This window comes from Limnohabitans curvus, from assembly GCF_003063475.1.
GTDB lineage: Bacteria > Pseudomonadota > Gammaproteobacteria > Burkholderiales > Burkholderiaceae_C > Limnohabitans > Limnohabitans curvus.
Map to the genome: position 1 here is coordinate 147,119 of NZ_NESP01000002.1, position 12,391 is coordinate 159,509.

A 12,391-nucleotide genomic window follows, 5' to 3' on the forward strand; every position below is an offset into this window, starting at 1 on the left:
ATCCCTAATTAGTCTAGACGATTGGGATATATGCTCTAGCCGGAACGCGGGGGTCAAAGCGGACGCTGATTGATTTTCTGAAGGATTAGGACCGCGTCAAGAAAACCACGTAGCCATTCCATGTCGACAGGTTTTCTCATATATTGAACCCCGTCAGGGAGACCGCCTTCTGCGATAACTTCATCATGGCTTAAGCCGCTCATTGCGACAACGGCTATGTCTCGATAAAGTCCATGCTTACTCAGTGACTTTAAAAATTCGAAGCCATTCATATGAGGCATCCGTAAATCTGTGAGTATGACGTGTGGCTTCCAGCTTGTTAAATCTAACAAAGCATCTACGGCTGAATCATAAAGAAGTGCATCGACTGCCATACCCCATTGTTCAAATGAGGCCTTAAGCATCAGTCGAGTCGGTTCGTCGTCATCAATGATGAGTATGCGTGTCAAGCCGCGATGGGGATTCATTGATGGCGTTGAGGGTAGCTTGTGCTGAAGTTGGTATTTACGAATTGATGCTAGTGAGATTCGTCGATGACCGCCTTGTGTTTTCCAAGCGACCAACTCATTCTTTTCAACGAGTGCCTGAACAGTCCCAACGGACAAGTCGAGCAGATTAGAAGCGTAACTTGTGCCGCAATAGTCGTCATGTGATTCACTTAGCGGATGTTCTTTCATATGCTTTCTTTGAAGTATGGACTGCCAATATTGTATTCTTAACCCATCGATTTATGAGTTATTTATGGCTATTTTTTGATATTTTCAACACAAGCGCGAGAATTGCCTTTGCAATGTTGGCATTCACGTGAGCAAACCCATTTTCGTTATGTTCTCTGAAAATGCCCAAATAACGTTGGTACCGGGCTGTGCGCTAGCAGCAACGGGTCGTCGTTATGCCTTAGTCGAATGCTTAACTCATTGAAGTAGGCGCAATGTATTGGAGCGCAACAATGCTCATGATTCACATGCTGAAAGCTGAGTAGGTGTTTATATAGATCATATCTTCTGGCTTGAGCGGTAACTCGGCCATCATCGCGCTTGCTAATTCAGGGGTGCGGAAACGAGGACTTTGCGAACTTTATGACTGCCGTAATCTGATACATACAAATAGCCAAAAGAGTCAATTGCTAAACCTGATGGGAGGTTGAAGCGCGCACTACTGCCATCGCCATCAGACGTTCCAGGTGCGCCAATGACACCGGCCAATGTAGATATATTGCCAGTTGGGGTAATTTTGCGAATGACATGGTTTCCCTGGTCAGCTACAAGAATATTGTCATTCTTGTCTGTGATGATTCCGAAAGGCTGGTTCAGATTTGCTTGACCATTCAGTGAAATTGAGAGACTAGTAACAAGGAAATTGGAACCAGACTTGGTGATCTTCCAAATTTTGTTTAAGTTGTAATCTGTGACAAGAATATTGCCATGGCTATCAAGAGCAATACCTTGCGGACGGCTGTCGCTTGGGAAGGTAATTGTTTGAGTTACACCACCAGAGATGATGTACAGAGATCCAAAGAAATCGGCGACATAAAGTGCGCCGGTTTTCCCATCGAAATAGATGGCATTTGGGGTCGCATTTGGAATGTCGACGAAGGGAGATTTAATCTTAGTACTAAGTGGAATTTTATAAACTACGGTGTCATCAGTTGAAGCAACGTACAAATTTGAATTCTTATCAAGTGCAAGGCCTACTGGTGCGGAGAACCCAGCCGTAAATGCGGTTTCTTGATTATTAGTATCAATTCTCCGGATAGTATCGTAGTAATTAGAGACTACATGATTGTCCGCATCTGGCTGATCATCGCGCCATTGCGCAACGTACAGATTTCCCGAATTGTCAGTTGCCAATCCGATTGGGTTTGGATTCTCAGATACAGCGCCGCCAACAAGAGTGGTTACTTGAGCTAGTCTAGTGGGTGATATTTGTGCGGAGACGGCCCCTACTTGCAGTGCTGATATGGCATTGATTCCAGTAGCCTCGACACTCGTCTGGCCGCCCCCGCCACAGCCGATAAGGAGTCCTAATGACGTAGCTATGACTGTCAATTGCGCAATATTTTTCATGAGGAGCCTTGTGGAGATAGACGGAAGTGATGGTGCTTAACCACACGTGCAGAGAAAGGGGGGTACATCACTTGATGTAGCTCATATAATGCTAGCACAAAAACATCATTAAAAGGTTTTTCTGATATACATTAGAACTACTTTAAGGCCCATGGAGTTGCTCATTAAAGCGCCTTGACACGGTGTCTGATCTGTTTGATGCCATTCAGCAGAAGTCAAATCGAACAACTGATAGTGTCTGGTAGGCATAGAATCGATGACTAAAGGGGTGTCTTGTATATGAAATTCTCTGCTACCGAAGAAACAAACTACCCTAGTCGGTTGTTGAAATTACAAAGAACTTTCTTGTATTTGTTTTATACGTCGGTCCCTCGGAAACTGAGGACGAAGGAGAATATATTTTTCCTTTGTTTCTCGAGTTCGGCATTATTCTTTTTGTTGTTTCTCATTGGTCCTGTTCTTTGGGTGATTAACCAAGAGCGGTCATCAATTTCCGCCTTCATATGTTCCTTTTTCATCTTCATTAGTATGATTATGTGGAAGCGTGGCAGTTCGCTTGTTCTGGTGCATCTTATTTATCAAGGTTCGTTATTAGGAGTTATTCTCTATAATGCCTATTATCTGGGCGGTGTTACATCATCAGTCATGGTATGGATGGGGCTAGTTCCAATTCTCCCTATTTTCCTTATGTCTAGGGAGTGGGGTTATGGGTGGCTAGTAGGCTCTATTGCAATTGTCTTAGGTATGTTGCAATTACAGATAAACGGCCATATCCCGATGAGGTTGGGAGATACGATTGATGATTTGTATTTGAGCACATTAATGATAGGAATGCTGAGTCTTACTCAAATGATCTTAGTAAGTACGTATGACACGGCAAGCTGGACGATGTTTCAGCAAATCACAAAGAAAAATGAGGCGCTACAAGCGCTCTCTAGAAAATTGGAAATAGCAAGTTCCCATAAAGATACATTCCTTGCAACTGTTAGTCATGAGATGCGTACACCGTTGAACGCAGTATTCGGGTTTCTGAATATTATTGAGAGAACAGATCATTTGCCATCTGAGGTCTATGGATTTGTCAAACACGCGAAGAACTCCTCATCACATTTACTAACTGTTATTAATGACCTATTAGATTTCTCCCAAATGCAGCAAGGCCGATTGGTACTTGCTCCTCAGGTGGTCCATCTAAAGCAAACCGTGTATCAAATACATGCGGCTTTACAAAGCCGAGCAGCCGAGAAGAATCTGAAGTACAGCCTTGAATTCATTGGCGAGATCCCTCCGTATGTTAAGTTGGATCCCCATCGGTTAACTCAAATCCTCCTTAATTTGCTTGGGAATGCGGTGAAGTTCACGAATCAGGGTGGTGTGAGAACGGAGATTCGTGTCTTTTCGGCTGTTGATGTGAAGCACAGCCATGACGTTACGTTTGAGATCGTGGTCTCGGATACTGGAATCGGGATATCTGAGCATCAGATCGGAAAAGTATTTGAGCCATTTGTTCAAATCAAAGAACAGGATCATATAGAGTCCGATTATTCGTTAAGGGGTAACGGACTTGGTCTTTCGATTACAAGAAGTCTTGTTCTATTGCAAGGTGGGGTTATAGACGTCCAAAGTAAGAAGGGAGAGGGTTCGGCGTTTCGTGTGTGTTTGCCGGTTCATGTTGAGCAGGCGCCAAACTCTCTGCGTGATAAGTCTGAGCCCAGCGTGAATCCAATTGAAATAAATCTTCTGGTTGTGGATGATCACCAGATGAACCGAATGGTAGTAAGCAACCTAGTTAAAAAGTTCTTCCCTAATGCAACTATTACAGAAGCAAAAAATGGAACAGAAGCGTTGACGAAGATGCGCTCAGAACTCTTTGATTTAGTACTAATGGACCTGATCATGCCTGATCTAACAGGAACGGAAGTTGTTGAGATCATTCGCAAGGAGGCCGCTCCTTATTCAGATGTCAATGTCGTTGCTTTAACTGCTAATTTGGCTAATGAGGCTTTGCATGAATGTAATCGTGTTCACATGCAAGGCGTCTTGCCTAAGCCTATAGATCTTGGTTTACTTGTGCAGACGATTACACAGTTTGGAATGCCCAAAGATCTGAAAGAAATTCACTGATGTAGTTTTAATGATGTGGACTCTTGCATGTGAAGTCTTGGTTGAAGTGTTCCAAGATTTCTTCCCAGCAATCGGCGGTGATTATGTGTCCGTCTTCTGCGACCACTCCCTGAGCAATCATAAATAAAGACTTTAGCCTTTTCTGTGCTTTTTTTGCAGTCATCTTAGCCTCAGAAAATGATTTGCAGCCTTGTACTCTTAGCCAAGCTTGGGAGGCTTTGAAAAAGGAATAGCGAATTTCCTCTGCTTCTGCAGAAGACTGGGCGGCGGGCATTAATTCAATAGCCTTCTTGCGCATTTCATTCGTAATAATGACAGCATTAGTCATGGCGGATTGTTTAGGCATGTTCCGCGCGGGCCTAATGAAGGTAGGCTGCTTTCTGAGGATGGATTGGTGTGCCGATCAATTGTGGAATGAGCTTCATGTTCTTAAAAACACGGAAATTCTCTATGTCCTCTGGTAGGAAGTCGGACAGCTCTTGATTAATCTCGCCATGGTTATTACGCCAATAGCCATTGGTAAGTCTGACGAAGTTCCGATACTCAATATCGCCCACGCTGCTGTAAAGGATGAGCTCAACAGCGCAAATGGAACGCTCACTTGATGCTCGGTATTCGGCCATGAGCACAGTGCGATTTGAGGATTCATCCGCATAGAGGGCGGCACATCCTTGATACAAACCGGGTGCGAGAGCTGCTTTCTGAGCGGCAACTGACGGATGGTTATAAATAAACATTTACTTAACTCCTTGACAATTAATGCGTTGTCTTTGGGCAAAGAGGCCCGTTGCTACAAGTGAAATTCCTTGTTCTAGATTGGACGAGATCACTTTTGTTTCGACACTGCGCTTGTGATCAAGAGCCGCAACCATGGCAGCAGTGACTTCAGCAAGCTCGTTTGAGTGGAAAACAGTTTTTTCTAATGAGTTGATTCGGTCTACGACTTCTTCATGCCTACGGTCGTAGCCAGCTAAACCTTGATTTAAAAAGGTTCGCAGCATTTCTGCGCGCGAAATGCCAAGCTGTTTTGCTACCTGGCTTAGGGCGGCATGGGTTCGTTCATCTAGTCTGATCAGAACTGCTCTGGTTTTCATTTATAGATTGTAACACCTGAGTACACAAAATCATAACATAATGATTCTAAAGTAGGCATAAAACTAGTTTCGGATTAACTATACGTACATTGGAATGTATTTAAAGGAGTGAGAAATGTGGAAGCCAGTGCAACGCATCAGATGGAAGACAGAGCCGGGGGGGTGGCCCAATGAGGCTCAAGCGAAGGCCGCAATGCTTTTCGAGCCCATGCGTGTTGGTCCATTACATCTGGACTCAAGAGTCTGGGTGCCTGCCATGGTTCCGTGGCGAGCGGCATTAGACGGTTCAGTTACTTCCGCGAACATCGACTGGTATCGAAGATTTGCACAAGGAGCCCCGGGCGTAATCGTGGTGGAGGCAACGGGGATACGTGATGTTCCATCTGGTGCTTTATTGCGTATCAGCGATGACAAATTCGTGCAAGGGCTGGGTGAAATCGCTCGTGTGATACATGAGGCCAGTGGGGGACGAACGCGGGCAATTATTCAACTCATTGATTTTCTTGCAATGAAGCGTCGCCCGGATCCTAAAGATTTCTTCTTCCGATATTTAGCGATTACTGAACGACATCGGGAGAAGTTGAATCTACCTGGGACAGATGATTTACAAGTGAGAACAGCGCTTTCAAAGCTAACAGAAGATCAGTTAACGCAGGTGTTAGAAGCGCGCGAGTTGGAAAATTTGAAGATGGGATTTAGGGAGCGTGTCACGGACGTGCATCTTCAACACATTCGAGAATTACCAGAGCAGTTGCCATCGCTTTTTGCTCAAGCAGCGAAGAGGGCCCAAGACGCTGGGTTTGATGGTGTCGAATTGCATTACGCGCATGCGTACACCATGGCATCTTTCCTATCGACCTTGAATACTCGGCAAGATAAGTGGGGCGGATCACGGGAGGACAGAGTCAGATTACCGTTGGATGTATTTCGTGCGGTGAAAGCGTGTGTTGAACCGAGCTTTGCGGTCGGGTGTCGTCTGTTGACGGAAGAAATCATTGCTGGTGGTGCAGGGCAAGAAGATGCTGAGTTTTATGCACTTGAATTGTCGCGAGCTGGAATGGACTTTTTGTCTTTTTCCCGAGGTGGAAAATTCGAAGACGCACAGCAACCTAAAGTGAAGCATGCCGCTTACCCGTATACAGGACCATCTGGGTACGAGTGCATGCCTCAGTACATCTCGGACGAACAAGGCCCTTTTGGCAGGAACGTTGCGCCGACAAGAAGAATTAGGCAACGGTTGCGTGCAGAGAATCTGCAAGTGCCAGTGGTGGTTGCGGGTGGGATTTACGATTTTTCTGTTGCCGAGGAGCTACTTCGCAATGGCAGCGCAGATCTTATTGGCATGGCGAGACAAAGCCTTGCAGATCCAGATTGGCCGGAAAAAGTACGAATGGGTAGGGGTGAGCAGGTTCGTTTGTGCCGTTATTCAAATTACTGCGAAGCATTAGATGCTAGGCATGAAATGGTGACATGTGAGCTGTGGGACCGTGAAGATTTGCATTTGCCAGGGGTTGCGAAAACTCCGGACGGGAGACGTCGACTGGTACCAAAAAGCGAAGCGTGCAACAAGTCTGATGATAATGGTAAACACTTAATGAAATAGTGATTTGTAAACTATAACGTCTATATAAAATCCTAAGGGGGTAGATTTTATTTGCGGCTGTCTCGAATCTGCTTTTGTATGTAGTGCGGGCCTGCCAAAAACGTTCTCCTATTTTTTAAACTTACCAAGGCTCAAGATGTTTCAAAAACTCTTCTCATTGCGGGAGCACAACACAACCGTACAAACGGAGGTAGTGGCGGGGTTAACAACGTTTCTGGCGATGGCGTACATAGTGTTCGTCAATCCAAACATTCTGAGTACGACGGGAATGGATAAAGGGGCCGTGATTGTCAGTACATGTTTAGCAGCGGCTTTTGGTTGTTTCGTGATGGCCTTTTGGGCGAACTGGCCTGTTGGGATGGCGCCAGGAATGGGGCTTAATGCCTTTTTCGCGTTCACCGTGGTGCAGGGGATGGGCTGGACTTGGCAGGCGGCTTTAGGCGCAGTCTTTATATCTGGTTGTATTTTTGTCTTGCTAACGTTGACGGGGGTACGGCGTTGGATTGTCGAGGCGATTCCGGAATCTTTACAGGTAGCAATTCCAGCGGGCATTGGCTTATTTCTCGGACTGATTGCACTCAAAAGCGCAGGTGTTGTTGTCAAGAATGACGCAACGTTCGTGGCGATGGGTGATTTGCACGATAAGTCTGTACTATTTGCTGTGATTGGATTTTTCACGATCGTTTCTTTGGATTACTTCAAGATTCGGGGCTCGATCTTGCTGGGCATTCTGGCGGTAACTGCTTTAGGTGTGGGTTTCGATCCTAATGTGCAGATGCCTTACGAGTTCACCTCGTTGCCGCCAAGTATTGCACCTACCTTTATGCAATTGGATGTTGCCCAAGCATGGAGTAAAGGTATCTTTAATGTGGTCTTGGTATTCGTCTTGGTAGAGATATTTGATGCTACCGGTGTCTTAACCGGAGTGGCTAGACGCGCGGGGCTTTTGAGTAGACCCAATGGTATTAACAGAGCCTTGAGTGCAGATAGTGTTGCCATTCTGGGTGGTTCTGCATTGGGTACAAGCAGCACAACTGCATACATAGAGAGTCTCGCAGGCATTCAAGCGGGTGGAAGAACAGGATTGACTGCGTTAACGATTGGTGTTCTTTTCTTGTGTGCTTTGTTCTTCGCCCCGGTGATTACGGTAGTGCCCGCGTATGCAACGGCGCCCGCATTGGTCTATGTTGCTGGGTTGATGTTGTCTGAGTTATCTCATGTGAAATGGGAGGACGTTACCGAGGCGATACCTGCCGCTTTGACCGTATTTGCGATGCCTTTTACGTTTTCTATCGCGAATGGTTTGGCCTTCGGATTTATTTCTTACACAACATTGAAGCTATTTACAGGGCAATGGAGAGATGTTCATCCAGCAGCATGGCTGATAGCAATCTTGTTTATGACACGATTCATTTTCTTTGGCGGTCATTGAAGCGCCCCTGTCAGAAAAGGTTGCCTGATGCAGCAGAACCCGTTGTCGCAGGTTTGCTTACCAAAGAAGGTCTGGATGCTGCAACCGTGCATTTGCGCTCGGCGATGGGAAAAGATGTTTTGCTAATCCAAACGCCACATTGCGCGAGCTGTTCTCTCGTATGGTCCTTAACGTACTGTGTGGCAATACCGATGATCATGCACGAAATCACTCAGCGTTTTGGGATGGCAATCAGTTGACTTTGACGCCCGCCTATGACATATGCCCGCAATTACGCGCAGGTCAGCAGGCTTCGCAAGCCATGCTCATACACAAGCGTGATCGCAGCAGTCAGTTAGCTACTTGCATTGCCGCAGCACCTTCGTTTTTGATCGAGAAAGAGGATGCGATTCGTATCGTTAATCAGCAAGTGGGCACTATCGAAAAAGAATGGCAGTTCGTTTGCGATGAGGCGAACTTGAACGAAGTGGATTGCACGCTGTTTTGGCGAAGACAGTTCTTGAACCCGTTTGCTTTTCAGAGTGCGCCCGCGGGGATTCGTATCCCCTGCAGATGACTAAAAACAAATGTCTTTGTTTTAATAAGAAGCAAAGAACACACGTTCGGGCTCAATGTGGAATGGGCTCTTGGGCTGTCAGAACTGGTGAATGCAGAGTCTTCAACCAATAGCCGATCCACATAGGGTAGGGTGCGAATTTTCAGTTATCTCATTAACGGTTAAAATAAATACAAAAGTTTAGATTGAAAGTAAATAAATAGTTAATTATAATTGTAATGCAGCGAATGTGCGTCGGGCGCGGTCTTTTGGGCAACCGCGACGCTGGCCTCCTTCGCATTACGTTGCTGCGATCAGATGGGGGGCTTGAGAGGAGTTATTCCCATGAAAACGATTATTGAGCCATTTCGTATCAAGTCTATAGAGCCCATTCGCATGTTGTCGCGTCAAGAGCGTGAAGAGAGGCTGGCTTGCGCGCATTACAACTTGTTCGGCTTGCATTCAGAAGATGTATTGATAGATTTGTTGACGGATAGTGGTACTGGTGCTATGAGTGCTGCGCAGTGGGCGGCTGTCATGCGGGGGGATGAAAGTTATGCTGGGTCACCCTCTTTTTATCGCTTCGAGAAAGCAGTGAAGAATTTGATGCCTTTTAAGCATGTAATTCCAACGCATCAAGGTCGAGCAGCGGAGGCAATTTTGTTTTCGATTTTTGGTGGCTCAGGAAAAAATATTCCTAACAACACTCACTTTGACACGACTAGGGGCAATATAGAGGCTTCGGGTGCGGTAGGCCATGATCTAGTGATTGCAGAGGGCTTAGATCCATCGAACGAGCATCCATTCAAAGGCAATATGGACCTGTATCGCCTAGACAAGTACTTGGAGCAGTACGGAAAAACTGTGCCGTGTGTGATGATCACAATCACAAACAATGCAGGAGGTGGACAGCCCGTCAGCTTGGCCAACATCCGAGGAACGGCGGCCCTGGCTAGAAAGTACGGCAAGCCTTTTGTAATTGATGGATGCCGGTTTGCTGAGAATGCATGGTTTATCAAAGAGCGTGAACAAGGACAACAAGATCGGAGTATTCCGGACATTGTGAGAGACTGTTTTGTTGAGGCTGATGTGATGACGATGAGCGCCAAAAAGGATGCATTTGGCAACATTGGAGGCTGGCTGGCATTGAATGATGATGACTTAGCCGAGCAGGCACGTAACCAACTGATCCGGTCCGAAGGTTTCCCCACATATGGTGGATTGGCGGGGAGAGATCTTGAAGCTCTAGCGCAAGGCTTGAGTGAAATTGTTGATGAGGATTATTTGCGGTATCGGATTCGAACTAACAGTTACATTGTTGAGCGCTTATCCAAGCTAGGAGTGCCTGTCGTCAAGCCTGCAGGGGGGCACGCAGTCTTTGTTGATGCGCGTAGCTGGCTTTCACATATCCCACCTCTCGAGTACCCAGGGCAGTCGTTAGCCGTTGCGTTATACGAGGAGGGTGGTATTCGAGGTTGCGAGATTGGGACAGTAATGTTTGGACGGCAGCCTGACGGAACAGAGATACCAGGGAGTATGGATCTGGTGCGACTTGCTTTTCCGAGAAGGACATACACGCAATCTCATGCTGATTACGTTGTTGAGGTGTTTGAAGAGCTAAGCAAAGTGAAAAAAAGACTTGGTGGCTATAAAATCACCAAAGAGCCACGATTGATGAGGCATTTCACGTGTGAGTTTGAGAAACTTTGAAGAGGGTCTGGTAGATGACTTCGTGTGCATACGCATGGAGGGATCATCTGGGGAAATCGATCCGCACCGAGTTGCAATTTGTTTGACCATCAATTGCCCCAATTGCGATTTCTAAGATGGGGCTTATTTCGACCTACAGATGAGTTTTGCTGAGGTCCTCTGCGACCTCCCGCCTTTGTGAGTCATGGATTCGCCCTCTAGTAGGCCTTAGAAGTATTCGTGCAGACGCGAGGTTCTGTAAGTTTGGCCAATTTGGGCCTTCCAGCTCCAACTCTGCTTCGACTGAGCGACCATCGGCCGATTTTCAAGCTTGCCATCGCGTGTCGCGGCGTTACGCATTAACTTTTGTGAAATTGTTGAGGTGTCTCGTCCCAAGCAATGAGCGATCTCCCGTACACCAACGTTTTAGGCTCGTAAAAGCCCACTTCTTTAAGCTTAGCGGACGATAAGTACCTTCAAGAAAAAAACTTTGACATGAATAATGGCAAGCATCCATGATGCCTGGACCATCTAGAGCCAATTGCCTCAGCGGCCCTTCCACTTGTGATTTTGGTTGAATCTTGCCCCCGAACATGAGTTCGTCGAAGTAATTGTTGTACGCAAGCGCATCTATAAAACCAAAACCTTGAGCTCAGGTCGATACTCTTGATTACACCGAAGACTTTCACAATCGAACCTTTAGCTCCAGCCATCTGGCGGCGTTAGTCTCGATGCGTTTGAGTTCGCCAATCTGGGGCTTGACTTTGTCCGCCTTAGCGAGATGAGCCCAAGTTGAATTAGAAACGAGTACCAATTGAGAAAGTAGCACCTCGAACAGACTCGGAGTTGGGACTTTTGCCATAGATCATATAGTCAAATTGGCCGTAGAAATCTCTTGTGAGTTGAGTCTGTAAGCCGATTCCATATGCAGTTCTGGTTATAGAACCATTGGCGACTCCCCCCAACATTGTTCTATTCACGCCCAATCGGCCAAAGAATGTGACATCTTCATTGATGGCTAAATGTGATTTCAAAAATGTGCCGGCCATAGTGGCTGTGACATCCTCATCTTTATTGAGGGTTACACCCAACACTCCTTCGACAGCGAAGTTTTCCGTAATGTTAATTCCGATGAGGCTGCGAACCAGTTTTGGGGTGACTTTGGATGCATCTGAGAACCTGACAACCAAAGGAAGCTGTCCTACCTCGCCATAAAACGTTGAGGGGGGCTCTTGTGCGCAAACAGCATTTGCAGTGATGACAAGAAAGAGAGTAGTGAGTTTTCGAATTGTCATTTTCATAAGCGATTTACAGTCCTAAGACCCGATCTTTCAGTTGAGTGAACCTGCTGAGCAAAAATTGTACTCTGAGCATCTCGAGGTGATAAATATATCTGTACGATAACATTTTTGGCCGCTAGATATGTATCATATGATTACATACTAGTACGCGAACTGCCTGAAAGAAGATCAACATGTCAATTTTCCCCCTTTTCCAGAATTCAGATCAGCGTAGGTCTTTTTATTCATTTCTAACTCTCGCCACATTTTCTTTCCTCAGTGCCTGCGGTGGGAGTAGTCAATTTAATGACCGAACCTACGCTATAGGTGGGTATATTTCGGGACTAAACGCTGGCCAGCAAGTTATTTTGGTAAATAACGCATCGGATACATTAACGGTTGCTGCAGATGGGAGTTTCCTTTTCAATAAAACCGTTGCTTTTAACGGGAGCTACAACATAACCGTTGGCACGCAACCCACGGGACAAGTTTGTTCAGTCGCAAACAACTCTGGTAGCGGCGCGGGTGTAACAGCCAATGTGACCAGTGTGAGTATCGTTTGTGCAAC

Annotated in this window: 11 protein-coding genes and 1 pseudogene; 6 read left to right on the forward strand and 6 right to left on the reverse strand. The window is 46.1% G+C overall.

Features of this window, described 5'->3' with window-relative positions; translation table 11 throughout:
* Window positions 1-53 precede the first annotated feature (53 nt).
* Window positions 54-677: a response regulator gene (locus B9Z44_RS14955; protein WP_108403050.1), complete on the reverse strand. Its 624-nt coding sequence runs from the start codon at window positions 675-677 to the stop codon at window positions 54-56.
* A gap of 363 nt (window positions 678-1,040) precedes the next feature.
* A complete protein-coding gene (locus B9Z44_RS14960; RefSeq protein WP_108403051.1) occupies window positions 1,041-2,066 on the reverse strand; it encodes an NHL repeat-containing protein in 1,026 nt (341 codons plus the stop codon).
* A gap of 435 nt (window positions 2,067-2,501) precedes the next feature.
* On the opposite strand from B9Z44_RS14960, the gene B9Z44_RS14965 reads away from it, so the two are divergent.
* Complete coding sequence (locus tag B9Z44_RS14965) at window positions 2,502-4,190, forward strand: ATP-binding protein (RefSeq protein WP_170108527.1); 1,689 nt, start codon at window positions 2,502-2,504, stop codon at window positions 4,188-4,190.
* Window positions 4,191-4,197: 7 nt separating this feature from the next.
* On the opposite strand, the gene B9Z44_RS14970 is transcribed toward B9Z44_RS14965, so the two are convergent.
* Genes B9Z44_RS14970 through B9Z44_RS14980 form a run of 3 tightly spaced genes read right to left on the reverse strand, consistent with a single transcriptional unit; the run spans window position 4,198 to window position 5,284 of the window.
* Window positions 4,198-4,536, reverse strand: a complete 339-nt coding sequence (locus B9Z44_RS14970) for a hypothetical protein (protein ID WP_108403053.1) — start codon at window positions 4,534-4,536, stop codon at window positions 4,198-4,200.
* Window positions 4,537-4,549: 13 nt separating this feature from the next.
* Entirely contained in the window at window positions 4,550-4,927 is a 378-nt protein-coding gene (locus tag B9Z44_RS14975; RefSeq protein WP_108403054.1) for a hypothetical protein, read from the reverse strand.
* Window positions 4,928-5,284, reverse strand: a complete 357-nt coding sequence (locus B9Z44_RS14980; protein WP_108403055.1) for a hypothetical protein — start codon at window positions 5,282-5,284, stop codon at window positions 4,928-4,930.
* Between the two features lie 115 nt (window positions 5,285-5,399).
* Here B9Z44_RS14980 and B9Z44_RS14985 point away from each other — a divergent pair, with 115 nt between their 5' ends.
* The 4 genes and pseudogenes from B9Z44_RS14985 to B9Z44_RS15000 all read left to right on the forward strand — a co-directional run bounded on the left by B9Z44_RS14985 (window position 5,400) and on the right by B9Z44_RS15000 (window position 10,564).
* Window positions 5,400-6,887 carry an oxidoreductase gene (locus tag B9Z44_RS14985; protein ID WP_108403056.1) on the forward strand — a complete coding sequence of 496 codons (1,488 nt, stop codon included), beginning with the start codon at window positions 5,400-5,402 and terminating at the stop codon, window positions 6,885-6,887.
* Between the two features lie 136 nt (window positions 6,888-7,023).
* Entirely contained in the window at window positions 7,024-8,319 is a 1,296-nt protein-coding gene (locus tag B9Z44_RS14990; protein ID WP_108403057.1) for an NCS2 family permease, read from the forward strand.
* A 133-nt stretch (window positions 8,320-8,452) separates the two neighbouring features.
* Window positions 8,453-8,875 (forward strand): annotated as a pseudogene (locus tag B9Z44_RS14995) (HipA domain-containing protein); the annotation flags it as partial.
* Between the two features lie 324 nt (window positions 8,876-9,199).
* The gene (locus B9Z44_RS15000) at window positions 9,200-10,564 is read left to right on the forward strand and encodes a tryptophanase (RefSeq protein ID WP_108403067.1); all 1,365 of its coding nucleotides are present in this window, start codon (window positions 9,200-9,202) and stop codon (window positions 10,562-10,564) included.
* A 776-nt stretch (window positions 10,565-11,340) separates the two neighbouring features.
* Here B9Z44_RS15000 and B9Z44_RS15005 read toward each other — a convergent pair.
* Window positions 11,341-11,844, reverse strand: a complete 504-nt coding sequence (locus tag B9Z44_RS15005) for a porin family protein (protein ID WP_108403059.1) — start codon at window positions 11,842-11,844, stop codon at window positions 11,341-11,343.
* Window positions 11,845-12,017: 173 nt separating this feature from the next.
* Here B9Z44_RS15005 and B9Z44_RS15310 point away from each other — a divergent pair.
* Window positions 12,018-12,391, forward strand: a 374-nt coding sequence (locus B9Z44_RS15310) for a hypothetical protein (RefSeq protein WP_211308734.1), incomplete at its 3' end; no start/stop codon positions are given.

Excerpts from the sequence above, each read along its gene's own strand:
- B9Z44_RS14990 (WP_108403057.1), top strand. The coding sequence starts at position 7,024 with ATGTTTCAAAAACTCTTCTCATTGCGGGAGCACAACACAACCGTACAA.
- B9Z44_RS15000 (WP_108403067.1), top strand. The coding sequence starts at position 9,200 with ATGAAAACGATTATTGAGCCATTTCGTATCAAGTCTATAGAGCCCATT.
- B9Z44_RS14970 (WP_108403053.1), bottom strand. The coding sequence starts at position 4,536 with ATGCCTAAACAATCCGCCATGACTAATGCTGTCATTATTACGAATGAA.
- B9Z44_RS15005 (WP_108403059.1), bottom strand. The coding sequence starts at position 11,844 with ATGAAAATGACAATTCGAAAACTCACTACTCTCTTTCTTGTCATCACT.
- B9Z44_RS14985 (WP_108403056.1), top strand. The coding sequence starts at position 5,400 with ATGTGGAAGCCAGTGCAACGCATCAGATGGAAGACAGAGCCGGGGGGG.
- B9Z44_RS14975 (WP_108403054.1), bottom strand. The coding sequence starts at position 4,927 with ATGTTTATTTATAACCATCCGTCAGTTGCCGCTCAGAAAGCAGCTCTC.
- B9Z44_RS14960 (WP_108403051.1), bottom strand. The coding sequence starts at position 2,066 with ATGAAAAATATTGCGCAATTGACAGTCATAGCTACGTCATTAGGACTC.
- B9Z44_RS14955 (WP_108403050.1), bottom strand. The coding sequence starts at position 677 with ATGAAAGAACATCCGCTAAGTGAATCACATGACGACTATTGCGGCACA.
- B9Z44_RS14980 (WP_108403055.1), bottom strand. The coding sequence starts at position 5,284 with ATGAAAACCAGAGCAGTTCTGATCAGACTAGATGAACGAACCCATGCC.